A 23274-nucleotide genomic window follows, 5' to 3' on the forward strand; every position below is an offset into this window, starting at 1 on the left:
TTCCCCATGCCCAAGGTCCTGAAATCCGCCGTGCCCGTCGAGCAGGTCGCGGCCCGGCGCACCGACGTCGCCGAGCGCGTGCGCGCGATCATCGCCGACATCCGGGAGCGTGGCGACGCCGCCGTTCGCGACTACTCCGCGAAGTTCGACTCGTGGTCGCCCGAGTCGTTCCGGCTGTCGCCGGAGCAGGTCGACCAGATCGTCGCCCGGGTGCCGGCCCAGGTGCTGGAGGACATCCGGTTCGTGCAGGACCAGGTGCGGACCTTCGCGCGGCACCAGCGTGACTCGCTCAGGGAGTTCGAGGTCGAGACGCTGCCGGGTGTCCACTTGGGACAGAAGCACGTCCCGGTGGCCGCGGCGGGCGCCTACGTCCCGGGCGGCCGGTACCCGCTGACCGCGTCGGCGCACATGACGATCGTGACCGCGAAGGTCGCCGGGGTGCCGCGCGTCGCCGCGTGCACGCCGCCGATCCGCGGTGAGGTGCCCGACGCCACCGTCGCGGCCATGCACCTCGCGGGCGCCGACGAGATCTACCTGCTCGGCGGCGTGCAGGCCGTGGCCGCCCTCGCCGTGGGCACCGAGACCATCGGACGGGTCGACCTGATCGCCGGGCCGGGCAACGCCTACGTCGCCGAGGCCAAGCGGCAGCTGTTCGGCGAGGTCGGTATCGACCTGTTCGCCGGCCCGACCGAGGTGCTCGTCGTCGCCGACCAGACCGCGGACCCGTTCGTCGTGGCGGTGGACCTGCTGTCGCAGGCCGAGCACGGCCCGGACTCCCCGGCGGTGCTGATCACCACCTCCGAGGCCGTCGCGCGGGAGGTACTCGACCACGTCGAGGCGCTCCTGCCCGGCATGCCCACCCGCGACTTCGCCGAGCCGGCGTGGCGCGACCACGGCGAGATCCACGTGGTCGACTCCCTCGACGAGGCCTTCGCACTGGCCGACACCTACGCCTCCGAGCACGTCCAGGTGCTCACCGCCGAGCCGCGTCAGGCGCTGGAGAAGATGCGCGACTACGGTGCCCTGTTCCTCGGGCCGGGGACGTGCGTGTCCTTCGGCGACAAGGTGATCGGCACCAACCACGTCCTGCCCACGCGCGGCGCCGCCCGCTACACGGGCGGGTTGTGGGTCGGCAAGTACCTCAAGACCGTCACCTACCAGGAGGTCACGAACAGCGAGTCGAGCGTGCGGCTCGGCGAGGTGTGCGGGCGCGCGGCGCGGGTGGAGCTGTTCGAGGGGCACGCCCGGTCCGGCGACGTGCGCGCGGCCGGGTTCCGGCGCGGTGAGCTGTCGTGGAACCCGGCGTGAGGGGGCGCACCGCACTGGTCACGGGGGGCGGCAACGGCCTCGGCCGCGCGATCGCGGTGGCGCTGTCGCAGGCCGGTGCGCGGGTCGTGGTGACCGGGCGGAACCGGGACACCCTCGAGGAGACGGTGGCGGCGCTGCCGGGACCGGGCCGGGCCGCGGTGTGCGACGTCGCCGACCCGGGGTCGGTCGCCGCGCTCGCCGGCGAGCTGGCGGGCGAGGAGATCTCGGTGCTCGTCAACAACGCGGGCGTGGCGGGTCCGGTCAAGCCGCTGGTCGAGGTCTCGCCGGAGGAGTGGGACGAGGTCTTCGCCGTCAACGTCCGCGGGGTGTACCTGGTGTGCCGGGCGTTCCTGCCGGCGATGGTCGCGCGCGGGGCGGGCGACGTCATCAACATCGCCTCGGTGAGCGGGAAGCGGCCGTTGCCGCGCCGCACGCCCTACTGCGCGTCGAAGATGGCGGTGATCGGGCTGACGGCCACGCTCGCGGCCGAGGCCGGGCCGTCCGGGGTGGCGGTGAACTCGCTGTCGCCCGGGCCGGTGGAGGGACCGCGGATGACGCGGAACTTCCGGCTGGAGGCCGAGCGCACCGGGGTGAGCTACGACGAGGCGGAGCGGGCGTTCACCAGCCGCGCCGCGCTGGGCAGGATGGTCACCGAGGCCGAGGTGGCGGCGGCGGTGCTCGCCATGCTGCGGATGCCGGGGCTGTGCGCCGCGGACATCGACCTGTCGGCCGGGATGGTGGCGCGATGAGCACGCTGAAACAGCGCTTGTCGGCGGGGGAGCGGCTGCTCGGCGGGCTGCTGCGGCTGCCGTCGGAGACGCTCGTCGAGATGGCCGGTGTGGCCGGACTCGACTTCGTGGTGCTCGACTGCGAGCACGGGCCCGCCGACCTGGTCCCTTTGCAGCAGCACGTGGTGGCGGCCCAGGCGCACGGGCTCGGCGTGCTGGTGCGCGTCGGCGCGGCCGAGCCCGCCCTCGTGCTGCGGGTGCTGGACCTGGGCGCGGACGGGATCATCGTGCCGCACGTCGACACCGCCGGGCAGGCCCGCGCCATCGTGTCGGCGGCGCACTACCCGCCGCTGGGCGAGCGCGGTTTCGCGACGTACAGCAGGGCCGGCCGGTTCGGCGCGCGCGGCATCGCCGAGCACCTGGAACGGTCCGCGGAGACGACGATCGTGGTACCGATGCTCGAGACGCCCGCCGCCTGCGAGGCCGCGGGGGCGATCCTGGCGGTGCCGGGTGTGGACGCGGTCCTGGTCGGCCCGGCGGACCTGTCCGTCGCGATGGGCCTGACCGGCGGCGCCGCCGAACCCCGTGTGGCACAGGCGATGACGGAGGTCGCGGACGCGGCGGAGCGGGCGGGCAAGCCGATGGCGAGCATCGTCGCAACCGTGGAGCAGGGCGCGGCCGCCCCGCCCGGCGCGGTGATCTACAACCTGGCGCACGTGCTGCTCCACGCGCTGCGCGGCCTCACCGGCCGCTGACCGTCCTCTCCGGACTGCCCGTGACCCCTCCCGGGTGCGGGACCGCACCGGCCCGGCGCGGTCCCGCACCCGCGTCCCCGTTTGACGCGGTGGCGCGGTGGGTAGGTCGGCGGAGGTCGCCGGACTCCTGCTCGGAAGGCCCGGCAACGACCGGCTTCGCGGGCGAGGAGGTGAGGACAGTGGGGTCCGACTTCGCCGAGGACCTCGGGCTGGTGTTCGCCCACGTGTCCGGTCTGCTGCTGTCCCGGGAACAGGTACAGACGGCCCTGTCGCTGCTGACCGCCCTGGTCACCGAGACCGTCCCGGGTACGGCCGGGGCGGGGATCTCCCTGCTGGACGAGGGCGGGACGCGCTCGACCGTCGCGGCCACGGCGGAGGAGGTGTGGCGCGCCGACAGCCTCCAGTACCGGCTGGGCGAAGGGCCGTGCCTGACCGCCTGGGAGCAGCGGGTGGTCGTGCGGGCCGACGACCTGCGCGACGAGCCCCGGTGGCCGGCCTGGGCGGAAGCCGCGACGGGCGCGGGCGTGGGGTCCTGCGTGAGCGCTCCGCTGGTCGCCGGCGCGCGTGCGCTGGGAGCGCTGAAGATCTACGGCGCCGGCCCGGGCGTCTGCGGCCCCCGGACCGAGCACGTGCTCGCCATGTTCGCCAACCAGGCGGCCGTCCTGCTGAACAACGTGCGCGGCGCCGAGGATGCCGAGCGGATCGGCGAGGCGCTCGGCGACCGGTTGCGGGGCCGGGACGCCGTCACCCTCGCCAAGGGCATCGTGATGAGCCGCGACGGGGTCGACGAGCACACCGCGTTCCTCGCCCTCGCCGACGCCGCCCGGCGGCACCGGCGGACGGTGCGCGAGGAGGCGGAACGACTGGCCGGGACGACCGTGCGCCGGCGGCGCTGAGGGCGTCATGACCGGCGAGCAGCAGCGCAGCATCGCCCAGGCCTGGCGGCGGGGCGGGCTGACCGCCGGGGAACTGTGGAGCCGGTACTTCGAGCTCGGCGGCGCGGCCGGGCCGCGCGCGCTGGAGGACTACCTGGCCGCCCGCGGCTCGCTGCCCGGCGCGCAGGCGGACCTGCTCGCGCAGGCGGTCAACGAGCGGCTGGACGAGCTGGTCCCGGCCGTGCGCGCCACCTACAGCCGTCCGTTCCGCGACAGCCGTCCCCGCGGCCGCCCGCTCGGTGCCCTGGTGCGGCTGCTGGAGGGCGCCGTGCTGTCGCCGCCGGAGCGGCTGCCGGCTCTGGTGACGGCCGCGGGCGGTGTCCTCGGGGTGGCCCCGGCGGTGTACCTCGTCGACTACGACCAGCGGCGGCTGCACCCGATGGGCGGCGGCGAGGCGCTCGACATCGACAACACCCTCGCCGGCCGCGCCTTCCGCGAGGTGCGGGTGCTGCCCGCGGAGACCCCGGGGCGTCCCCGCCTGTGGGTTCCGTTGCTGGACGGTGTCGAGCGGCTCGGTGTCCTCGAGGTCGAGGTCGACGACCCGGCCGAGCTGTACGACCCGGGGTTGCGCACCCAGTGCCGCTGGCTGGCGAGCCTGCTGGGGCACCTGGTGACGGCGGTCGACGGGTACGGCGACGCGTTCGACCGGGTGCGGATCCGGACGTCGCGGACCCTGGGCGCCGAACTGATCTGGGCCCTGCTGCCACCGCTCACCGCGGGGGTGGACAACCTCGTCGTCACCGGCGTGGTCGAGCCGAGCGAGCGGGCCAGCGGTGACGCCTTCGACTACGCCCTTTCCGAGACCACCGCCGACCTGATCGTCCTCGACGCCGTCGGGCACGACCTCGGCAGCGGGCTGATCACCGCGACGGCGTTGTCGGCCTACCGCGCGGCCCGCCGGGACGGGATGGGCCTGTTCGAACAGGCACGGGCCATCGACGAGATCATCGCCGGCCAGTTCGGCCGGAGCCTTTTCGCGACCGCGGTGCTCGCCGAGATCGACCTGGGGACCGGCCGGATGCGCTACCTCAACGCCGGGCACCCGCCGCCGCTGATCATGCGCGGCGGCAAGGTCGTCAAGCCGCTCACGGACGGGCGCCGCCGCCCGCTCGGACTGGGCGCGGAGGAGCTGACGATCGGGGAGGAGACGCTCGAACCGGACGACTGGCTCGTGATCCACACCGACGGGATCACCGAGGCGCGCGACGCCGACGGCACGTTCTTCGGCGAGGAGCGGCTGGCCGACTTCCTCCAGCGGGAAGCCGCCGCGGGGCACCCGCCGCCGGAGACCGCGCGCCGCGTCGTGCAGGCCGTGCTCAAGCACCAGCACGGAGCCCTCCAGGACGACGCGACGATGGTGCTGGCGAGGTGGACCAGCGCCCGCGGCCCCTGACGCCGCGGCCGGCGGCCGGCGGCGCGGGACGCGGGACCGGGCGGGCGCACGTGCTCGCGTTCGCCGGGGAGGGGGTCGGGTCGTCAACGGCGCGGGGACCGCATCCCCCGTGCACGGGCGGTGTGCGTGAGGTGCGGAACCGGTCTCCGGAGACCGCGCGCCGCGTCCTCCAGGACGACGCGACGATGGTGCTGGCGAGGTGGACCAGCGCCCGCGGCCCCTGACGCCGCGGCCGGCGGCCGGCGGCGCGGGACGCGGGACCGGGCGGGCGCATGTGCTCGCGTTCGCCGGGGAGGGGGCTCGGGTCGTCAACGGCGCGGGGACCGCATCCCACGTGCACGGGCGGTGTGCGCGAGGTGCGGAACCGGCCTCCGGAGACCGCGCGTGTCAGGTGAGCTCGGCCGAGACGACCGCGGGCAGTTCGCGCAGCCGGGTCAGCAGCTGCTCGATCTCGTCGCCCGGGAGGAGGACGGCGCAGGCCATGCTGCTCTCGCGCACGCCGTCACGGATGTCGACCGACAGTTCGTGCACCAGGTGGCCCCGCTGGGCCAGCACGCCGACCAGGCGCGGGATCTCCTCGACCCCGCCGGTGAAGTAGGTGGCGATCCGGCGGCGCACCGGCAGCGACCGGGGAGCCGGGGCGGTGGGGTAGGCGGTGTGGACGGACACGGGACATCTCCGCGGGTGAGAGAACTGGCAACGGTCGACGGGCCAGGTCCCGAAAGGAGAATGCCGCTCGTCCGCGGTCGCCGGTACTGCGCGCCGGCGACCTGGTTCAGCCGGCGCGCCGGGCTACGAGTCGCGAGGACGTCATCGGGCGCTGCACGGCGACAGGCTAACACGACCGCCCCGCCCGCAGCACCCCCGGAAAAAATCTTCCCCGGGCTGTCGAATTCGCCGGTGGCCGATCGATGCACTGGTGACAGCACACCACACCCACCGAGGAGGACCCATGCGCACCCTGATCGCGACCGCGTTCGTTTCGCTCGACGGCGTCGTCGAGGCACCCGGCGGCGAGCCGGGCTACCGGAACTCGGGCTGGACCTTCCGGGACATCCCGTTCGACGAGGCGGCTTACGAGCTCAAGGGCCGCGAGCAGGGCGAGGCCACCGCGATGCTGATGGGCCGCGTCAGCTACGAGGTCTTCGCGCCGGTGTGGCCGGGCATGACCACCGAGTTCCCCGGTTACAACGCGATGCCGAAGTACGTCGTGTCGACCACGCTCAAGGACGAGGACCTGGTGACGAACTGGGGCGAGATCACCATCCTGCGGTCCCTCGACGACGTCGCCGCGCTCAAGGACACCGAGGGGGGCCCGATCATCGTCCACGGCAGCGCCACCCTCGACCGCGCGTTGTCCGACGCCGGCCTGATCGACCGCTACCACCTGCTGGTCTTCCCGGTCCTGCTGGGCGCGGGCAAGCGGCTGTTCAGCGACACCGACAAGGACAAGCAGAACCTGCGGCTCCTGGAGAGCGAGTCCTACGGCAACGGCGTCCAGAAGCTCGTCTACGACGTCGTCCGCTGACGGGTTCCGCCGGGGCCGCTCACTGGGGGTGGCCCCGGCGGGGCGTCACGCGCCGACGTAGGCCGCGAGGTGCTCGCCGGTCAGGGTGGAGCGCTCGGCGACCAGGTCGGCGGGCGTGCCCTCGAAGACGATCCGGCCGCCGTCGTGCCCGGCGCCGGGGCCCAGGTCGATGATCCAGTCCGCGTGGGCCATGACGGCCTGGTGGTGCTCGACCACGATCACCGACTTGCCGGAGTCCACGAGCCGGTCGAGCAGGCCGAGCAGCTGTTCGACGTCGGCCAGGTGCAGGCCCGCGGTGGGCTCGTCGAGGACGTAGATCCCGCCCTTGGTGCCCATGTGCGTGGCCAGCTTGAGCCGCTGCCGCTCGCCGCCGGACAGCGTGGTCAGCGGCTGGCCGAGGCTGAGGTAGCCGAGGCCGACGTCGGCGAGCCGGTCCAGGATCGCGTGGGCGGCGGGCACCCGTGACTCGCCCGCGCCGAAGAACTCCGCGGCCTCGGTCACCGGCATCGCCAGCACCTCGCTGATGTCGCGGCCGCCGAAGCGGTACTCCAGCACCGCGGCCTGGAACCGCTTGCCCTCGCAGTCCTCGCAGGTCGTGGACGCCCCGGCCATCATCGCCAGGTCGGTGTAGATGACACCGGCGCCGTTGCAGGTGGGGCACGCGCCCTCGGAGTTCGCGCTGAACAGCGCCGGCTTCACGCCGTTGGCCTTGGCGAACGCCTTGCGGATCGGTTCCAGCAGCCCGGTGTAGGTGGCCGGGTTGCTCCGCCGGGACCCGCGGATCGGGGCCTGGTCGACCGACACCACACCCTCACCGGCGGGGATCGACCCGTGCACGAGCGAGCTCTTGCCGGAACCGGCCACGCCGGTGACCACGCACAGCACCCCCAGCGGGACGTCGACGTCCACGTCGCGCAGGTTGTGCGTCGTCGCGCCGCGGATCTCCAGCTTCCCGGACGGCGTGCGGACGGTGTCCTTGAGCTTGGCCCGGTCGTCGAAGTGCCGTCCGGTCACGGTCTTGCTCCGGCGCAGCCCGTCGACCGTGCCCTCGAAGCACACGCGCCCGCCCGCGGTGCCGGCGCCCGGGCCGAGGTCGACCACGTGGTCGGCGATCGCGATCGTCTCCGGCTTGTGCTCCACCACCAGCACCGTGTTGCCCTTGTCCCGCAACCGCAGCAGCAGGTCGTTCATCCGCTGGATGTCGTGCGGGTGCAGGCCGATGGTGGGCTCGTCGAAGACGTAGGTGACGTCGGTGAGCGACGACCCGAGGTGGCGGATCATCTTGGTGCGCTGCGCCTCGCCGCCGGACAGCGTGCCCGACGGCCGGTCGAGCGAGAGGTAGCCCAGACCGATCTCCACGAAGGAGTCGAGGGTGTCCCGCAGCGACGTCAGCAGCGGCGCGACCGTCGGCTCGTCCAGGCCCTTGACCCACTCGGCGAGGTCGCTGATCTGCATCGCGCACGCGTCGGCGATGCTGATCCCGTCGATCTTGGACGAGCGGGCCTCCGCGGTCAGCCGGGTGCCGTCGCAGTCGGGGCAGGTGGTGAAGGTCGCGACGCGCTCGACGAAGGCGCGGATGTGCGGCTGCAGCGAGTCGATGTCCTTGGACAGCATCGACTTCTGGATCGACGGCACCAGACCGGAGTAGGTGAGGTTGATGCCGTCGACCTTGATCTTGGTGGGTTCCTTGTAGAGCAGGTCGTCGAGCTGCTTCTTGGTGTACTTCTTGATCGGCTTGTCCGGGTCGAAGAAGCCGGACCCGCGGAAGATGCGGCCGTACCAGCCCTCCATGCTGTACCCGGGGATGGTGATGGCGCCCTCGTTGAGCGACTTGTTCTCGTCGTAGATCTGGGTCAGGTCGATGTCGTTGACCGAACCCCGGCCCTCGCAGCGCAGGCACATGCCGCCGGTGATGCTGAAGCTGCGCCGCTCCTTCACGGTCCGCCCGGCGCGCTCGACCGTGACCGCGCCGGCGCCGCTGATCGAGGCGACGTTGAAGGAGAACGCCTTCGGCGAGCCGATGTGCGGCTTCCCGAGGCGGCTGAACAGGATGCGCAGCAGCGCGTTGGCGTCGGTGGCGGTGCCCACCGTCGAGCGCGGGTCGGCGCCCAGGCGCTGCTGGTCGACGATGATCGCGGTGGTCAGCCCGTCCAGGACGTCCACGTCGGGCCGGGCCAGCGTGGGCATGAAGCCCTGCACGAACGCGCTGTAGGTCTCGTTGATCAGCCGCTGCGACTCGGCGGCGATCGTGGCGAACACCAGCGAGCTCTTGCCCGAGCCGGACACCCCGGTGAACACCGTCAGCCTGCGCTTGGGGATCTCGATGCTGACGTCGGCGAGGTTGTTCTCGCGCGCGCCGTGCACCCGGATCTTCTCGTGCGTGTCGGCGACGTGCGGCGCGGGTTTCCGCTTGGCCGTGGTCATCGTTTCTCCATCGTGTCGAGTGGAGGCCGCGGGGTCGCGGCCTCCACATCCGCCGGAGCGCTCAGCGCAGTTCCTGAATGCGGATCATGTTGCCGTTGGGGTCGCGGAAGGCGCAGTCGCGGACGCCGTAGGGCTGCTCGGTCGGTTCCTGGACGACCTCGGCGTCGCCGGCCTGCAGCCGCTCGAAGGTGGCGTCGAGGTCCTTGGTGGCCAGGTTGATGCTGGCGTAGGTGCCCTTGGCCATCATCTCCGAGATCGCGTTGCGCTCGTCGTCGGTGAGGCCCGGGCTCGCGGCCGGCGGGTACAGGACGATGTTCACCGGCTGGCCGGGCGGGCCGACGGTGATCCAGTGCATGCCCTGGTAGCCGACGTCGTTGCGGACCTCGAAGCCGAGGGTGTCGCGGTAGAAGGCCAGGGTGGCCTCGTAGTCGGTGTGCGGGAGGTAGCTCGCGTGAATGGTGATGTCCATGGCGGCCACGCTAACCACGTGCCGTCGTCGGCGCTTCTCGATTCCTGATCGGTCGGGTCACCTGTTTCGCGACGCACGGCGGCATGCCCTCGGTCGCGCGGGCCGCCTCGGCCCGGTAGGTGCTCGGTGGCATGCCGACCAGCTCGGTGAAGCGCGTGCTGAACGTGCCCAGCGACGAGCAGCCGACCTCGAAGCAGACCTCGGTGACGCTGAGGTCACCGCGCCGCAGCAGGGCCATGGCGCGCTCGATGCGCCGCGTCATCAGGTAGCTGTAGGGCGACTCTCCGTAGGCGCGGCGGAACTCGCGGCTGAGGTGGCCCGCGGACATGTTCACGCCCCGCGCCAGCGCTTCGACGTCCAGTGGCTGCGCGTACTCGCGATCGATGCGGTCGCGGACCCGGCGCAGCCGGGCGAGGTCCCGCAGGCGGGCCTCCGCATTGGCGCTTCTCGTCACCTGCGGAATCGTGCCACACCGGCGGCAGGGGTGGTGGCGGTTCCGGCCCGGACCCAGCCGGACCCCCGGCACGGGTGAGGCGACCTCACCGGCGACGGCGGGCCCGGGGGACGCGCAGCACGTCGCGCCACCGTCGAGCTGAGGGCCGGCATCGGCGCGGGGTCACCGGTCGTCGTTCTCGCGCCAGCGCGCCGCCAGTTCCGTGCGGTTGGTGATGCCGAGCTTGGCGTAGATGTGCGACAGGTGCGTCTTGACCGTGCTCCGGCTCATGAACAGGCGGGTGCCGATGTCCGGGTTGTTCAGGCCCTCCACCACCAGGCGCGCGACGCTCTCCTCGGTCGGCGTGAGGCTGCCCCAGCCGCTCTCCGGCCTGCCCCGCTTCCCGCGGGCGCGGCGCGCGTAGGCGATCGCCTCGCGCAGGGGCATCGCGTTCTCGTCGGCCACGCCGTGGGGCAGGCCCATGTCCCACCGCGCGCGTTCGCACGCCCGCCGCAGCGGTTCGTCGCCGTCGGCCAGTGCTTCCAGGCTGCTCAGGCAGCACAGCCACAACCCGTGCCGGGCGCGGATCACGAGCGCCTCGTGGTGCAGGCCCTCGGGCGCCTCGGCGAGGAAGGCGGACTGTTCGAGCGCGTCGGCGATCACCTTCGGCATCCCGGCGTCGCGGGCGGCGGTCAGCGCGCGCTCGCAGGCCGCGGCCGCCGTGCCGAGGTCGCCGAGCCGCCGGTGGGCTTCGGCGAGCCCGACCAGCGTGGGCGGGGTGAGGCGGCCGTCGCCGGCCTCCCGGTGGAACCAGCGCACCGCCTCCGCCGGCTCACCCGACCACAGGTGCAGGTAGCCCTTCGCCCTGGCCAGGCCGGGCACGAACGGCGCGGACTCGGCGCCGGCCACGAGCCGCACCATCGGGTCGAGCGCCGCGCGCGCCTCGTCGAGCCGCCCCGCGGTGCCCTCGACCATCGCCAGCACGCTCGTCGCCGAGCCGATGCGGTGGTAGTCGTCGAGCGGACGGGCCACCCGGACGCTCTCGGCCGCGAGGTCGCGGGCCCGCTCCACCTGCCCGGTGTGGAGCGCGCTGGTGGCCAGGAACGCCAGGGCGGTCGAGGCGACACCGCGGTCGTGCCTGCGCCGCAGCCCGTCGATCGCCGATTCCAGCAGGGTGGCCGCGGTGTCGTGGTCGTCCCGGAGGTGGGCGATGATGCCCAGCAGCGCGGTCGAACCGTCGCGGACGAACCCGTCCTCGCTCGCGCGCCCCTGCTCGGCGAGCTTGGCCGCGGCGTCGAAGTCGCGGACGAGTTCGCCCAGCGCGCCGAGCAGGGTCGCCAGCCCGTCGCCGGGGACGATCGCCAGCGCCGCCTGCGCCGCGTCGTAGTCCAGGCCCAGCGGCTGGGTCGTGTCGGCGACCAGCGCCAGCCCGGTGAGCAGGCGCGCCTGCAGCGCGGTGTCCGCGGGGCCGCGGTCGATGGCCCGGCGCAGCAGGGCCATGCCCTCGTGGCCGCGTCCGTTGAGGTGCCACAGCCAGGCCAGCGCCGCGGTGAGCCGCCGCCCGCGGTCCGGGTCCGCCGCGGCGAGGCCGTGTTCGATGGCGGCGCGCAGGTTCTCCTGGTCGGCCCCGACGAGCGCGCGCCACGCGTCCTTGTCGGTGTCCAGCAGCGGCGCGGCGCCCTCGGCGACGGCGAGGAAGGTGCGGAGGTGCCGGTCGCGGATCTCGTCCTCCTCGCCCGCGGACGCGAGCCGGGCCAGGGCGTAGTGGCGGATCGTCTCCAGCATCCGGTACCGCGTGACCGGCCCGGTGGTGTCCGCGATGACGAGCGATTTGTCGACCAGGCGGCCGATCCCGGTGAGCACGTCCATCCGGCCGAGGCCGCACACGGCGCCCGCCGCGTCGAGCGTGAACCCGCCGTGGAACACCCCGAGGCGGCGGAACAGGACCCGGTCGGCTTCGTCGAGCAGGTCGTGGGACCACGCCATGGACGCCGCGAGCGTCTGGTGCCGCGCCGCCACCCCGCGCGGGCCGCGCACGAGCAGCGCGAACCGGTCGTCCAGGCCGCGCAGGATCTCGGGCACGGTGAGGGTGCCGGACCAGGCCGCGGCCAGCTCGATCGCCAGCGGGATGCCGTCCAGCCGAGCGCACACCGTGCCGGTCGCGGTGTCCTCCCCGGTGCCCGAGCGGGCGCGGAAGAGCGCGACCGCGTCGGCGGCGCTGAGCGGAGGGACCCGCCACACGCGTTCGCCGGGAACGCCGAGCGGCTCCCGACTGGTGGCGAGAACGGTGACGTTCGGGCAGCCGGTGATCAGTTCCAGCGCCACCTCGGCGGCGGCGGTCAGCACGTGCTCGCAGTTGTCCAGGCAGACGAGGAGCCGCCGGTCGCCGATCTGGCGGGGCAGCGACCCGCCGCCCAGGGTGCCGGCCGCGGCGGCCACCAGTTGCGGCACCACGGCCCGGTCGGTGGTCGCGGTGAGGTCCGCCCAGCACACGTCGTCCCGGGCGGCGGCGACCTGCAGCGCCAGCCGGGTCTTGCCGCACCCGCCCGGCCCGGCGACGGTGACCAGCCGCGCCCCCGCGAGCTCCGCGGCGAGCGCGCCGAGTTCCGGGCCGCGGCCGACGAACGGGGTGAGCTGCGGCGGCAGGGTGGCTGACATCGCGGATCAGTCTGCCACTCCGAAGGTGGCCAGGTGGCCGATATTCCGGGACCGCGGCGTCGGCAGAGTGGTCGGTGTCCGGTTCACCAGGCAGAAGGAGAACTCCGATGAGCAAGGTCATCGCCAACATGTCCATGTCCCTCGACGGTTTCATCGCCGACCCCGGCGACGGCATCGACCAGCTGTTCGGCTGGATGGGCAACGGTGAGGTCGAGGTGCCGACCGCGGTGGAGTGGGCGACGTTCCGGATGTCGCCGGCGAGCGCGGAGTACATGCGCAGCGCCATGGCCGGGGTCGGCGCGCTGATCGCGGGCCGTCACCTGTTCGACATCACCCAGGGCTGGGGCGGCCGGCACCCGCTGGGCGTGCCGGTCGTGGTCGTAACGCACGAGCCGCCCGCGGACTGGCCGCACACCGAGACGTTCACGTTCGTGTCCGGCGTCGAGGAGGCGGTGCGGGTCGCGTCGGACCTGGCCGGGGACAAGGACGTGGTCGTCGCGAGCGCGAAGATCGCCCAGCAGGTGCTGGACGCGGGCCTGCTGGACGCCATCAACGTCGACCAGGTGCCGGTCCTGCTGGGCGAGGGCGTGCGGTGGTTCGAAAACCTGGGGAAGGCCCCGGTGCACCTGAGCGACCCGACGGTCATCGAGGGCAACGGCGTGACGCACCTGGCGTACGAGGTGCGCCGCGGGTGAGAAGGCGGTGGGCCGCGGGTGGGGCGTGGGGTCGGTCGGGGAGTGGCCGCGCGGGGCGGGCCGTGATCAGCCGGGCGCGGGGGCCGGCCGACCCTCCCGGCCCCCGCGGTCAGCGCGGTGGTCCCGCGTCCGTCCGGCCGGTTCGCCCGATGCCGCGACTGTGGCCGGCCGTCTGGGGCCTAGCTGTGTTGTCGATGAGGTTGGTGGCGCGGCTGGCTGGGGTGTTGTCGCCGATGGCGGTACGGGGTCGGTGGTGGTTGTACCGGTCCAGCCAGCCGCGGAAGGCGTGTTGTCGGTGGGCTTCTGAGGTGTGGGGCTGGTGGTAGGCCCATTGGTCGAGCAGGGTGCGGTGGAGGCGTTCCACCCTCCCGTTCGTTTGGCGTCGCCAGGGGCGGGTGAACCAGGCGTGCGCGCGGCGCAGAAGGGCTGCGCAGGTGGCAGCTTTCTCGTCGCGCAGGATCTCGGTGTCGGCCAGGCGGGAGCGATCACCCAGAGTGGTGCGCAGGCAGAGGTAGCCGCCGCTGGTGCGGACCTGGTTTTCCTGGCCTTGGGCACGGCCCAGGACCTTGTGCCGGCCTCCGTCGGGCGATGCGGCCGAGTTTCTTGACATCGACGTGCACCATCTCGCCGGGATGGTTCCTTTCGTAGCGGCGAATCGGCTCGCCGGTGGCCCGCTCACATGCGGCCGGCGCCCGGCCGATCTTGTGCTCCTCCCGCAACATCACGACCAGAGCCTCCACCGCAACCTACGTGCGGTTCGGGCTGTGATGCGGCCGGCTGGACCGGTCGTTCATCCCCGCCGGGCCGTGCTGGCGAGAGCGGCCCACCCAGCGGGCGACGGTGATGTGACTACCCGTGGGTGTCAACGGCGCGTTCCAGCGCACCTAGCCCGCGGCGTCCAGCCGTTGCGCGATCGGGCCGCGAGTGGGGGCCGGGGTGTCCTTCGGCAGCTTCTCCACGGCGCGCGCGAACTCGTCCCAGTTGGTGGCTTCCTTGAGCCGGAACTGGGCCGGTTTGAAGTTCGGGCTCGTCACGTCGATGCCGACCGCCGGGTCCTTGAAGAAGCTGTGCGCGTTCTCCTTGGCCATGTTCTCCAGCATCGCGGTGAAGTAGCCGGCCAGCCGGTCGCCCGCCTCGGCCAGGTTGGTCCGCGCCTGGAGCACGTCGGCCCGGAACTGCGTCATGATCTTGTCCGGGTCGGTCTCCTCCCAGGTCTTCTGCAGCTTCTGGATCGCGCCGACGACCTGCTCCATGTTCTTGATCCCGTTGACCAGCTCCGCCTTCTTGACCGCCTCGATGAGCCCGGCGGTGCCGTAGAACATGGTCAGCGCGAACTCCTGTTTGGCGGCGGTGCGGTGCTTGGCCGCATCCGTCAGCGCCTTCGTGATGTTCTCCGCCAGCTTCTCCGCGTTGTCCTCGCCCGTCCGCACGAGCAGGGCGTACTGCTCCAGCACCTTGTCCAGGTACGCGACGTAGGCCGACTGGTTCCCGACGAACGTCTCCAGGTCGTTCAGCGCACCCTTCACCGCCAGGGCGCCCGACCCCGCCCAGTCCTCGAGCGCCTCCCGGACCGACTTGAAGTCGCCGTCGACGTCGTCCACCGTGACGCCGACCGACGGCAGCTGCGCGCGCGCCCGGTCGGCGGCCTCGGCAGCTCCGGCCTGGTAACCGTGCACCTGGCCGAGCAGCTCGTAGGCCTCCCAGACCACTTCCTTCTTCTTCGCCGCGTCGATCGACAGCTGCCGGACGTACTCCTCGGTCTGGGTGCCCACGCCCTCGATCACCGGCGCCGGCGTCTGCTGGAGCAGGATCTTCGCGCAGTCCTCGATGACGCCGGCCAGCCGCAGGAACTCGGCGAAGAGCTGCTCCCGGTACTCCTCGTACTTGCCCACCGCTCAGCCCTGCCCGTCGGCGCGCGCGTACAGCGCCTTGATCTTCAGCATCGCCTTGCCCGCGTAGTCCAGCTCGTCGGCGACGTGCGTCTGCCGTCGTTCGACGAGATCGGTCAGTTTCGCGATGACGCCCTCCAGCTTGCGCAACGGCAGGTTCTCGGCGTCGCCCCGCAGCAGATCGTCCAAAGTGGACCCATCCGTGAACTCGACGTTCGTGCGGCAGGCGTGCAGGCGTCCCGCGTTCTCCGCCGCCGACCCGGCCGCCTTGCCCAGCGCCTTGCCCGCGGCCTCCAGGCCGGACAGGTCGACCTCGTACCCGCCGCTCATGCGCACCATCCCCATCCGCTCACCGCGACGGCGGCGCCGCTCCAGCCCGCGTACTTGATGCAGTCCGGCGCGTACCCCTTGGCCACGGCGTAGTACTTGTAGTCACCCTGGTCGATGACGTTGCGGCCGGAGTCCTCGGAATCCCGGTACAGCCCGGCCATCGTGTCGGTCGGGGTGCCGATCGCGGTCCATTTGATCGTGACCACGCAGTTGTAGCCGCCCGAGGCGTACAGCAGGTACACCCCGGCGTAGGCCTTGCCGTTCCACGTCGCCGTCCGCGAGTCGATCACCCGGTAGCCCGAGCCGCACACCTCCTGGGGTGTGTAGGGGTTCGTGGCGGCGTTCGCCGGGCTCATCCCGAGCCCGGCGAACAGCGCCACCATCCCGGCCAGCGTCACGGCCCTCCCCGTTCTCCGCCGCATGGCTCCCCCTCCGGTCGTTCCCCCTCGGACGGACCGAAGTGTGACGTCCGAAACCCTGCTGTCACCAGGTCCATTCCGGACAATGTCCGCTTGTGGTCACCTCTACAGCCAGCCGCGGCGCACCGCGGCGACCCCGGCGGCGAACCGGCTCTCCACGCCGAGGAGCTCGAGGATCGCCCCGACGTGCCGGCGGACCGTCCGGACGGCGGTGCCGGTCTGTCGCGCGATCGCCTCGTCGGTGAGGCCCGCGGCCAGCAGGCGCAGGATCTTGTGCCGCGCCGGGGTGAGCTCGGCCGGGGCCGACTCGCCGATGGTGGTGGTGCCGGGCGCGTCCCACAGGGCGTCGAACCACTCGGCGAGCAGGGCCAGCAGGGCCGGCGAGCGGACGTGCAACGCGCCGTCCGCGCCGGTGCGGTCGATCGTGACCAGGGCGACGCTGTCGTCGACGTGCATCATCTTCACCGGCACCGACCGGCGGATCCGGGCCTGCTCCCCGGCCAGCACCGACTGCTCGATGCTGTGCGAACCCCACTCGTCGGACGCGTGCTCGGCGTCGTAGAGCATGCGGAACTCGACGCCGGCGGCGATCGCGTCCGGCGGCGGGAGCAGCAGGCCCTCGGTGGTCGGGTTGTGCCCGGACCGCGCGTTGAACGTCGCCCGCAGCAGCCGCCGCGGCGACCGGTAGAGCCCGGCGGCGAGGCGGGCCATCTCGGCCGGGTCGCGGACCGCCTGGACGTCCTCCCCGTCGAGCGCGCCCTGCGCCAGGCCGGTGGTCGGCGCGACGAGGTCGGCGAACCGCTCCCACGACTCCGCCAGGCGGCCCTGCAGCGCCGAGAGCTGCCGGTGCTGCCGGTCGAGCAGCCGCCGCAACGCGATCACCGGGTGCACCACGCGCACGAACCGCGGCTGGCCACCCGCGCCGGCCAGCGTGACGAGCCCCGCGTCGAGCAGCTCGCGACCGACCTCGCTGTCGAGGTCGAACTCCCCGGGCCCGGTGCCGAGGGTGAGCTGACCGGCGGTGTGCAACCGGTCGTAGGCCTCCGCGCCCGCTTCGGACAGGAGGCCGGTCAGCACCTTCGCCGTCATGGTGGACATCATCTCGGTCTTCGGCTGAGGGGTCGCTACTCGGGTGGTTCACATTAATTAATAATTAATATTGACGCCGTGGCTCGGGCTGGGTGAGACTGGCGGCCGGGTGCGGCAACTGCCGTCGCGGCCACCCGAGCTCATGGAGGTGTCGTGAAGGTCGCGGTCGTCACGGGAGCCGCGCAGGGCATCGGCGCGGCGACCGCGCGGCGGCTCGCCGCCGGCGGTGCCGCGGTGGCGTTGCTGGACGTCCACGACAGCAGCGAGGTCGCCGCGGGCATCCACGGTCTCGCGATCCGGTGCGACGTCAGCTCCGAGGACTCCTGGGCCGAGGCGATCGAACGGGTGCACGCGGAACTCGGGCCGGTGGACATCCTGATCAGCAACGCCTGCACCGTCGACGTCTTGCCCGCCCACGAAACCACGCTGGAGTCGTGGAACCGGCAGCTGTCGGTCAACCTGACCGGCACGTTCCTCGGGTTCCGCGCCTGCCTGGCGGACCTGTCCCGCAACGGCACCGGCGCGGTGGTGCTGACCTCGTCGGTGCACGCGCTCGTCGGCCTGCCCGGCCGCCCCGCCTACGCCGCGACCAAGGCGGCGCTGACCGGCCTGGCCCGCCAGCTCGCCGTCGAGTACGGCACGGTTCTGCGGGTCAACGCGGTGCTGCCCGGGCCGGTGCTGACCGCCGCGTGGGACGGGATCGGCGAGGCGGACAGGCGGCGCAGCGCCGAGGAGACCGCCGTGAAGAGGTTGGGCAGACCGGAGGAAGTCGCCGCGGCGATCGCGTTCCTCGCCGGCGACGACGCCTCGTTCGTCACCGGTGCCGCACTGACCGTCGACGGCGGCTGGAGCGTCTCCAAGATGTCGTCGTGACGGGGTCGTGAGGACGGGGAGGATGGGCGCATGAGTGCCTACACCGGTCGCGGTGTGCACGGCCAGACGGTGGCCACGCTCGGCGCGCGCATCGTGTCCGGGGAGATCCCGCAGGGGGCGGTGATCGACCTCGGCGACCTCGGCCGGGACCTGGACGTCAGCCTGACCGCGCTACGCGAGGCGCTCAAGGTGCTGGCGGCCAAGGGACTGGTCGAGGCGCGCCAGAAGCGCGGGACGTCGGTGCGGGCGCGGGAACACTGGAACCTGCTCGACAGCGACGTCATCCGCTGGCGCAGCGAGGCCGGCGACACGGCCGCGGTGCTGCGCGACCTCGCCGAGGTGCGGGCCGTGGTCGAACCGGCCGCCGCATCGATGGCCGCGCGGCGCCGGGACGACGACGACCTCGCCGAGCTGGACGCGGCGCTCGAGGAAATGCGCACGGCGCGCGGCGCGGCCGCCGAGGTCGCGGCCGACCTGCGCTGGCACCGGGCGCTGCTGCAGGCGACCCACAACGAGATGCTGGCGCGGATGGACGTGTTCATCGAGCCCGCGCTGAGCCTGCGGGACGCGCTCGTGCACGAAACCCACGCCGGCGATCCGGTGCCCAGCCACGCCGTCGTCGTGGACGCGATCCACCGCGGCGACCCCGGCGCCGCCGCGGCCGCCGTGACCGCACTGCTGGACAAGGCCGCCGAGGACGTCGCGGGTGTCATCGGCGTCCGGGAGAAGGACGACGCGTGAAGATCACCTCCGTCGAGACGTTCCTGGTGCCGCCGCGGTGGCTGTTCTGCCGGGTGGCCGCCGACGACGGTCTCGTCGGCTGGGGCGAACCGGTCGTCGAGGGACGGGCGGACACCGTCCGCGCGGCGGTCGGCGAACTGTCCGACCTGCTCCTCGGCCGCGACCCGCGGCGGGTCGAGGACCTGTGGCAGCTCATGACCAAGGCGGCGTTCTACCGCGGCGGGCGGTGCTGTCCAGCGCCGTCGCGGGGCTGGACCAGGCGTTGTGGGACATCCTCGGCAAGTCGCTCGACGCGCCGGTGCACCAGCTGCTGGGCGGCGCGGTGCGGGACGAGGTGCGCGTGTACGGCTGGATCGGCGGCGACGAGCCGTCGGAGGTGGCCGACGCGGCGGCCGCGCAGGTGGCCGCGGGCCTGACCGCGGTGAAGATGAACGCCTCGGGGCGCATCGGCCGCATACCGACCCGCGCCGAGGTCGCCGACGTGGTGGCGCGGCTGGCCGCGGTGCGCGAGGCGGTGGGGGACTCGCGCGACGTCGCGGTGGACTTCCACGGCCGGTTCGGTGTGGCCGCCGCGCGGCGGGTCCTCCCGGAACTGGCGCCGCTGCACCCGTTGTTCGTCGAAGAGCCGGTGCTGCCGGAGTTCTCGCACCGGCTGGCTGACGTCGTGTCGTCGTCCGCGGTGCCGGTGGCGTGTGGCGAGCGGTTGTACTCGCGGACGGACTTCCTGCCGGCGCTGCAGGCCGGGATCGCGGTGGCGCAACCCGACCTTTCGCACGCCGGGGGGATTTCGGAGGTGCGGCGGATCGCGTCGCTGGCCGAGACGTTCGGCGCGCTGCTGGCCCCGCACTGCCCGCTCGGGCCGCTCGCGCTGGCGGCGAGCCTGCAGGTCGCGTTCGCCACACCGAACTTCCTGATCCAGGAGCAGAGCATCGGGATCCACTACAACGTGGGGGCCGAGCTGCTGGACTACGTGCTGGACCGCGCGCCGTTCGCGTTCCCCGGCGGCGCGATCCGGCGGTGGGACGCGCCCGGGCTCGGCGTGTCGATCGACGAGGACGCCGTGCGGGCGGCGGACCGGACCGGGCACCGGTGGCGGAACCCGGTGTGGCGGCACGAGGACGGGTCGTTCGCGGAATGGTGACCTGGCAGGCGTGGCCGACCGGTTCGGCTCGGCGAGGGGCTGCGGTTCGACGGCTGGCGGCTGGTGATGGAGGACATCCTGACCGGGCGGTTGCCGGAGCTGCCGCCCCGTCCGGGCCGCGGCTGATGGGCGCTGTGGACTGTCCGCTCGGGGCGGTGGCACGGCTGGGACGGGCTGGATCGCGGCGGGCCGCGGCGGGACGCGGTGGCTCGCCAGGGCCGGACGGGGCGCGTGAACGACGGCGTGGCCGATCCGGCCGGCCGGTTCCGGGCCGGGTCGATGGCCTACGACAACACGCACGGTGCGCTGTACCGGGCGGACGCGGACGGCACCGTGGCGGTGGCGCGAGGGGCTGACCGGGCCCAATGGACACCTCCCGTGAGCGGCGCGCCACGCACTGACGGCGTCCCGTGCCGCGGCGGCCCGCCCTGCCTGGAAACCGGAGAAGAAACTCCGCCGCGGCGAGGCGGAGTTCACGCTCGTCGACCCGCGCCCGTACACGACCTACCAGCCGTTCCTGCGCGAGGTGGTGGCCGCTCGATCGAGGCGTTCCCGGCGGCGGCGCGAACCCCGTCATCGCACGGCGCTCCCGCCGTCCTCGCTGGACTGTCCGATGTAGATGAACCACCCGCCCGTCAGAGGCGTTCTCGACGCAGCACCGCCATGTGGTGGAACACCGGGGCTGGGTCCAGGATCAGACGTCGTAGGTCAGCGCGAATTCGTACGGGTGCGGCCGCAACCGCAGCGGGTCGATCTCCGTCTCGCGCTTGAACGCTATCCACGTGTCGATCACGTCCTCGGTGAACACGCCGCCGGCGAGCAGGAACTCGTGGTCGTCCTCCAGCCGGTCGATCACCGCCTCCAGCGACGCCGGCACCTGCGCCACGTCGCGCGCCTCCTCGGGCGGCAGCTCGTACAGGTCCTTGTCGATCGGCGCCGGCGGTTCCAGCTTGTTGCGCACCCCGTCGAGCCCGGCCATCAGCATCGCCGAGAACGCCAGGTACGGGTTGCCCGACGAGTCCGGGCAGCGGAACTCGATGCGCTTGGCCTTCGGCGACGACCCGGTCACCGGGATGCGCACGCACGCCGACCGGTTCCGCTGCGAGTACACCAGGTTGATCGGCGCCTCGAACCCCGGCACCAGCCGGTGGTAGGAGTTCGACGTCGGGTTGGTGAAGGCCAGCAGGCTCGGCGCGTGGTGCAGGATCCCGCCGACGTAGTGCCGCGCCAGGTCCGACAACCCGCCGTACCCCGCCTCGTCGTAGAACAGCGGCCCGTTCTCGTCCCACAGCGACTGGTGGCAGTGCATGCCCGACCCGTTGTCGTTGTAGAGGGGTTTGGGCATGAAGGTGACCGTCTTGCCCTGCTCCCACGCGGTGTTCTTCACGACGTACTTGAACAGCTGCAGGTCGTCGGCCGCGTGCAGCAGCGTGTTGAACCGGTAGTTGATCTCGGCCTGGCCGCCGCTGCCGACCTCGTGGTGCGCCTTCTCCACGTCGATGCCCACGCCCTCCAGGTTGCGCACCATCTGGTCGCGCAGGTCGGCGAAGTGGTCGCGCGGCGACACCGGGAAGTAGCCGGCCTTGAACGGGGTCTTGTAGCCGAGGTTGCCGCTCTCCTCGTCGCGGCCGGTGTTCCACCAGCCCTCCACGGAGTCGACCTCGTAGAAGGCGGTGTGCTCGACGTTGCCGAACCGCACCGAGTCGAAGATGTAGAACTCCGCCTCGGGCCCGAAGAACGCGCGGTCGGCGATCGAGGACTCGCTGATGTACTCCTCGGCCTTGCGGGCGATGTTGCGCGGGTCCCGGCTGTAGGACTCGCGGGTGAACGGGTCGTGCACGAAGAAGTTCATCATCAGCGTCTTCTCGGCCCGGAACGGGTCGATCCGCGCGGTGTAGGGGTCGGGCAGCAGCAGCATGTCGGACTCGTGGATCGACTGGAACCCGCGCACCGAGGAGCCGTCGAACGCCACGCCCTCGTCGAAGGCTTCGGCGTCGAACGCCCGCGCGGGCACCGTGAAGTGCTGCATGATGCCGGGCAGGTCGCAGAACCGGACGTCGACGAACTCCACGTTCTCGTCGGCGAGGAACTGCAGGACTTCTTCCGCGTTCGCGAACATGAGCGGGCTCCTTTGCCGTCGCTGCCGGTGCGTGATCCAGGGTCCTCGCGTCGCGGGAGAGGTTCAATGGAGGAATGCGCGGTGGGGACAGCACGATCGAATCCGCGACGTGGAACCCGGCCACGGGCTGCGACCGCGTCAGCCCCGGCTGTGACCACTGCTACGCGCTGACCTTCGCGCGCCGGCTGCAGGCGATGGGCAACCCCGCCTACCGCCGCGACGGCGACCCGCGCACGAGCGGGCCGGGTTTCGCGCTCACCCTGCACCCCGATCGGCTCGCCGTTCCCGTGCGGTGGCGGCGGCCCCGGCTGGTCTTCACCGGGTCGATGACCGACCTGTTCCACCCCGGCGTTCCCGAGGAGTTCCTCGCCGACGTCCTCGACGTGATGGCGCGCGCCGGGCAGCACACGTTCTTCGCGCTCACCAAACGGCCCGCGCGGATGGCGACCGTGCTGGCCCGGCTGCGGCCCGAGCCGCTGCCCAACGTGTGGTGGGGCGTCACCGTCGAGAGCAACGACCACGTCCGGCGCGCCGACCGCCTGCGCGAAACCCCGGCCGCGATCCGGTTCCTGTCGCTGCAACCGCTGCTCGGGCCGCTGCCGGACCTGGACCTCACCGGCCTGGACTGGGTCTACGCCGGCGGGGAGTCCGGCCCGCACGCCCGCCCGATGGACGCGGCGTGGGTGCGCGCCGTACGGGACCGCTGCGTGGCGGCCGGGATCCCGTTCCTGTTCAAGCAGTGGGGCGGGCGGACCCGCAACGCCGGCGGGCGGCTCCTCGACGGCCGCACCTGGGACGAGATGCCACTGGGCTGGACACCCGCCGGTCGCCGGGCCAGGGTGTCGCCATGACTTCGACACGGGTTTCCGGGTTCGTGCGGGCGCCGCGCCCGGCCGTCTACCGCGCGCTGACCGACGCCCGCGCGATCGCGGCGTGGCGGGTTCCGGACGACATGACCGGCCGGGTGCACGAGTTCGAGGCCCGCGAGGGCGGCCGGTACCGGATGTCGCTGATCTACGACGACCCGGGCCGCGCGGGCAAGTCCGGCGCCCGCACCGACACCTTCACCGGCCGGTTCGCCGCGCTGGAACCGGACCGGCGTGTGGTCGAGCTGATCGAGTTCGACAGCCCCGACCCGGCGTCGCAGGGCGTCATGACCATGACGACCACCCTGTCCGACGCCGACGGCGGCACCGAGGTCGTGATCGAGCACGAGGGCATCCCGGACTCCGTCGCCCCCGCGGACAACGAGACCGGGACCCGCATGGCGCTCGCCAAGCTCGCCGCGTTCGTCGAGCAGCGGGGCTGACCCGCTTCTCGTCACGGCGGCGCGGGAGCCACGGCCGG

At 72.8% G+C, this 23274-nt stretch carries 22 protein-coding genes and 2 pseudogenes; 13 read left to right on the top strand and 11 right to left on the bottom strand.

Features of this window, described 5'->3' with window-relative positions; translation table 11 throughout:
- The first annotated feature begins 6 nt into the window (after positions 1-6).
- The 5 genes from hisD (at position 7) to FB470_RS21675 (ending at position 5119) form a co-directional block, all read left to right on the top strand.
- On the top strand, positions 7-1308 hold the full coding sequence (gene hisD, locus FB470_RS21655; protein WP_306994239.1) for a histidinol dehydrogenase: 1302 nt from the start codon (positions 7-9) through the stop codon (positions 1306-1308).
- Positions 1305-2057: an SDR family NAD(P)-dependent oxidoreductase gene (locus FB470_RS21660; RefSeq protein ID WP_306994240.1), complete on the top strand. Its 753-nt coding sequence runs from the start codon at positions 1305-1307 to the stop codon at positions 2055-2057. The genes hisD and FB470_RS21660 overlap by 4 nt, the downstream gene beginning before the upstream one ends.
- Positions 2054-2791 carry an HpcH/HpaI aldolase family protein gene (locus FB470_RS21665; RefSeq protein ID WP_306994242.1) on the top strand — a complete coding sequence of 246 codons (738 nt, stop codon included), beginning with the start codon at positions 2054-2056 and terminating at the stop codon, positions 2789-2791. Before FB470_RS21660 ends, FB470_RS21665 begins: the two co-directional genes overlap by 4 nt.
- 179 nt (positions 2792-2970) lie before the next feature.
- Complete coding sequence (locus FB470_RS21670) at positions 2971-3687, top strand: GAF and ANTAR domain-containing protein (RefSeq protein WP_306994244.1); 717 nt, start codon at positions 2971-2973, stop codon at positions 3685-3687.
- Positions 3688-3694: 7 nt separating this feature from the next.
- Positions 3695-5119 (top strand): PP2C family protein-serine/threonine phosphatase, encoded by a 1425-nt coding sequence (locus FB470_RS21675; protein ID WP_306994246.1) that lies wholly within the window; start codon positions 3695-3697, stop codon positions 5117-5119.
- 387 nt (positions 5120-5506) lie between these two features.
- Here FB470_RS21675 and FB470_RS21680 read toward each other — a convergent pair whose 3' ends face one another.
- Positions 5507-5788, bottom strand: a complete 282-nt coding sequence (locus tag FB470_RS21680; protein WP_306994247.1) for a hypothetical protein — start codon at positions 5786-5788, stop codon at positions 5507-5509.
- A 283-nt stretch (positions 5789-6071) separates the two neighbouring features.
- On the opposite strand from FB470_RS21680, the gene FB470_RS21685 reads away from it, so the two are divergent.
- The gene (locus tag FB470_RS21685) at positions 6072-6647 is read left to right on the top strand and encodes a dihydrofolate reductase family protein (RefSeq protein ID WP_306994248.1); all 576 of its coding nucleotides are present in this window, start codon (positions 6072-6074) and stop codon (positions 6645-6647) included.
- Positions 6648-6692: 45 nt separating this feature from the next.
- Here the strand turns inward: FB470_RS21685 and FB470_RS21690 are convergent, their stop codons facing one another.
- The 4 genes from FB470_RS21690 to FB470_RS21705 all read right to left on the bottom strand — a co-directional run bounded on the left by FB470_RS21690 (position 6693) and on the right by FB470_RS21705 (position 12631).
- Entirely contained in the window at positions 6693-9071 is a 2379-nt protein-coding gene (locus tag FB470_RS21690) for an excinuclease ABC subunit UvrA (RefSeq protein WP_306994249.1), read from the bottom strand.
- Positions 9072-9132: 61 nt separating this feature from the next.
- Positions 9133-9540 carry a VOC family protein gene (locus tag FB470_RS21695; RefSeq protein ID WP_306994250.1) on the bottom strand — a complete coding sequence of 136 codons (408 nt, stop codon included), beginning with the start codon at positions 9538-9540 and terminating at the stop codon, positions 9133-9135.
- A 10-nt stretch (positions 9541-9550) separates the two neighbouring features.
- On the bottom strand, positions 9551-9994 hold the full coding sequence (locus tag FB470_RS21700; RefSeq protein WP_306994251.1) for a helix-turn-helix transcriptional regulator: 444 nt from the start codon (positions 9992-9994) through the stop codon (positions 9551-9553).
- 162 nt (positions 9995-10156) lie between these two features.
- Complete coding sequence (locus FB470_RS21705; RefSeq protein WP_306994252.1) at positions 10157-12631, bottom strand: helix-turn-helix transcriptional regulator; 2475 nt, start codon at positions 12629-12631, stop codon at positions 10157-10159.
- Positions 12632-12738: 107 nt separating this feature from the next.
- Here FB470_RS21705 and FB470_RS21710 point away from each other — a divergent pair, with 107 nt between their 5' ends.
- The gene (locus tag FB470_RS21710; protein WP_306994253.1) at positions 12739-13326 is read left to right on the top strand and encodes a dihydrofolate reductase family protein; all 588 of its coding nucleotides are present in this window, start codon (positions 12739-12741) and stop codon (positions 13324-13326) included.
- Positions 13327-13522: 196 nt separating this feature from the next.
- Here the strand turns inward: FB470_RS21710 and FB470_RS21715 are convergent.
- The 5 genes and pseudogenes from FB470_RS21715 to FB470_RS21735 form a co-directional block, all read right to left on the bottom strand.
- Positions 13523-14210: pseudogene (locus FB470_RS21715) on the bottom strand (integrase core domain-containing protein); the annotation flags it as partial.
- Positions 14211-15218 carry a hypothetical protein gene (locus tag FB470_RS21720; RefSeq protein WP_306994254.1) on the bottom strand — a complete coding sequence of 336 codons (1008 nt, stop codon included), beginning with the start codon at positions 15216-15218 and terminating at the stop codon, positions 14211-14213.
- Between the two features lie 3 nt (positions 15219-15221).
- The gene (locus tag FB470_RS21725) at positions 15222-15545 is read right to left on the bottom strand and encodes a hypothetical protein (RefSeq protein ID WP_306994255.1); all 324 of its coding nucleotides are present in this window, start codon (positions 15543-15545) and stop codon (positions 15222-15224) included.
- Complete coding sequence (locus FB470_RS21730; protein ID WP_306994256.1) at positions 15542-15967, bottom strand: hypothetical protein; 426 nt, start codon at positions 15965-15967, stop codon at positions 15542-15544. Before FB470_RS21730 ends, FB470_RS21725 begins: the two co-directional genes overlap by 4 nt.
- A 102-nt stretch (positions 15968-16069) precedes the next feature.
- Complete coding sequence (locus tag FB470_RS21735) at positions 16070-17053, bottom strand: helix-turn-helix transcriptional regulator (RefSeq protein ID WP_306994258.1); 984 nt, start codon at positions 17051-17053, stop codon at positions 16070-16072.
- 153 nt (positions 17054-17206) lie between these two features.
- Here FB470_RS21735 and FB470_RS21740 point away from each other — a divergent pair, with 153 nt between their 5' ends.
- From FB470_RS21740 to FB470_RS35785, 4 genes and pseudogenes are all read left to right on the top strand, one after another.
- The gene (locus FB470_RS21740; protein ID WP_306994260.1) at positions 17207-17926 is read left to right on the top strand and encodes an SDR family NAD(P)-dependent oxidoreductase; all 720 of its coding nucleotides are present in this window, start codon (positions 17207-17209) and stop codon (positions 17924-17926) included.
- 30 nt (positions 17927-17956) lie between these two features.
- Positions 17957-18667, top strand: coding sequence for a FadR/GntR family transcriptional regulator (locus tag FB470_RS21745; RefSeq protein ID WP_306994262.1), 711 nt, complete (start codon positions 17957-17959; stop codon positions 18665-18667).
- Positions 18664-19808 (top strand): annotated as a pseudogene (dgoD, locus tag FB470_RS21750) (galactonate dehydratase). The gene FB470_RS21745 and the pseudogene dgoD overlap by 4 nt, the downstream one beginning before the upstream one ends.
- A gap of 231 nt (positions 19809-20039) precedes the next feature.
- Positions 20040-20579, top strand: a complete 540-nt coding sequence (locus FB470_RS35785; protein WP_370876527.1) for a hypothetical protein — start codon at positions 20040-20042, stop codon at positions 20577-20579.
- On the opposite strand, the gene glnA is transcribed toward FB470_RS35785, so the two are convergent.
- Complete coding sequence (glnA, locus tag FB470_RS21755; protein WP_306994264.1) at positions 20503-21927, bottom strand: type I glutamate--ammonia ligase; 1425 nt, start codon at positions 21925-21927, stop codon at positions 20503-20505. The genes FB470_RS35785 and glnA overlap by 77 nt on opposite strands.
- A 74-nt stretch (positions 21928-22001) precedes the next feature.
- On the opposite strand from glnA, the gene FB470_RS21760 reads away from it, so the two are divergent.
- Both FB470_RS21760 and FB470_RS21765 read left to right on the top strand, forming a co-directional pair.
- Positions 22002-22778, top strand: coding sequence for a DUF5131 family protein (locus FB470_RS21760; RefSeq protein WP_306994266.1), 777 nt, complete (start codon positions 22002-22004; stop codon positions 22776-22778).
- Positions 22775-23236 carry an SRPBCC family protein gene (locus FB470_RS21765; protein WP_306994267.1) on the top strand — a complete coding sequence of 154 codons (462 nt, stop codon included), beginning with the start codon at positions 22775-22777 and terminating at the stop codon, positions 23234-23236. The genes FB470_RS21760 and FB470_RS21765 overlap by 4 nt, the downstream gene beginning before the upstream one ends.
- The last annotated feature ends 38 nt before the right edge of the window (positions 23237-23274 follow it).

This window comes from Amycolatopsis thermophila (assembly GCF_030814215.1).
Taxonomy (GTDB): Bacteria; Actinomycetota; Actinomycetes; order Mycobacteriales; family Pseudonocardiaceae; genus Amycolatopsis_E; species Amycolatopsis_E thermophila.

Bases quoted from the DNA above. Each gene is read 5' to 3' on its own strand.
- hisD (WP_306994239.1), top strand. From the start codon at position 7: ATGCCCAAGGTCCTGAAATCCGCCGTGCCCGTCGAGCAGGTCGCGGCC.
- FB470_RS21665 (WP_306994242.1), top strand. From the start codon at position 2,054: ATGAGCACGCTGAAACAGCGCTTGTCGGCGGGGGAGCGGCTGCTCGGC.
- FB470_RS21675 (WP_306994246.1), top strand. From the start codon at position 3,695: ATGACCGGCGAGCAGCAGCGCAGCATCGCCCAGGCCTGGCGGCGGGGC.
- FB470_RS21685 (WP_306994248.1), top strand. From the start codon at position 6,072: ATGCGCACCCTGATCGCGACCGCGTTCGTTTCGCTCGACGGCGTCGTC.
- FB470_RS21690 (WP_306994249.1), bottom strand. From the start codon at position 9,071: ATGACCACGGCCAAGCGGAAACCCGCGCCGCACGTCGCCGACACGCAC.
- FB470_RS21695 (WP_306994250.1), bottom strand. From the start codon at position 9,540: ATGGACATCACCATTCACGCGAGCTACCTCCCGCACACCGACTACGAG.
- FB470_RS21705 (WP_306994252.1), bottom strand. From the start codon at position 12,631: ATGTCAGCCACCCTGCCGCCGCAGCTCACCCCGTTCGTCGGCCGCGGC.
- FB470_RS21710 (WP_306994253.1), top strand. From the start codon at position 12,739: ATGAGCAAGGTCATCGCCAACATGTCCATGTCCCTCGACGGTTTCATC.
- FB470_RS21725 (WP_306994255.1), bottom strand. From the start codon at position 15,545: ATGAGCGGCGGGTACGAGGTCGACCTGTCCGGCCTGGAGGCCGCGGGC.
- FB470_RS21730 (WP_306994256.1), bottom strand. From the start codon at position 15,967: ATGCGGCGGAGAACGGGGAGGGCCGTGACGCTGGCCGGGATGGTGGCG.
- FB470_RS21735 (WP_306994258.1), bottom strand. From the start codon at position 17,053: ATGACGGCGAAGGTGCTGACCGGCCTCCTGTCCGAAGCGGGCGCGGAG.
- FB470_RS21745 (WP_306994262.1), top strand. From the start codon at position 17,957: ATGAGTGCCTACACCGGTCGCGGTGTGCACGGCCAGACGGTGGCCACG.
- glnA (WP_306994264.1), bottom strand. From the start codon at position 21,927: ATGTTCGCGAACGCGGAAGAAGTCCTGCAGTTCCTCGCCGACGAGAAC.
- FB470_RS21760 (WP_306994266.1), top strand. From the start codon at position 22,002: ATGCGCGGTGGGGACAGCACGATCGAATCCGCGACGTGGAACCCGGCC.
- FB470_RS21765 (WP_306994267.1), top strand. From the start codon at position 22,775: ATGACTTCGACACGGGTTTCCGGGTTCGTGCGGGCGCCGCGCCCGGCC.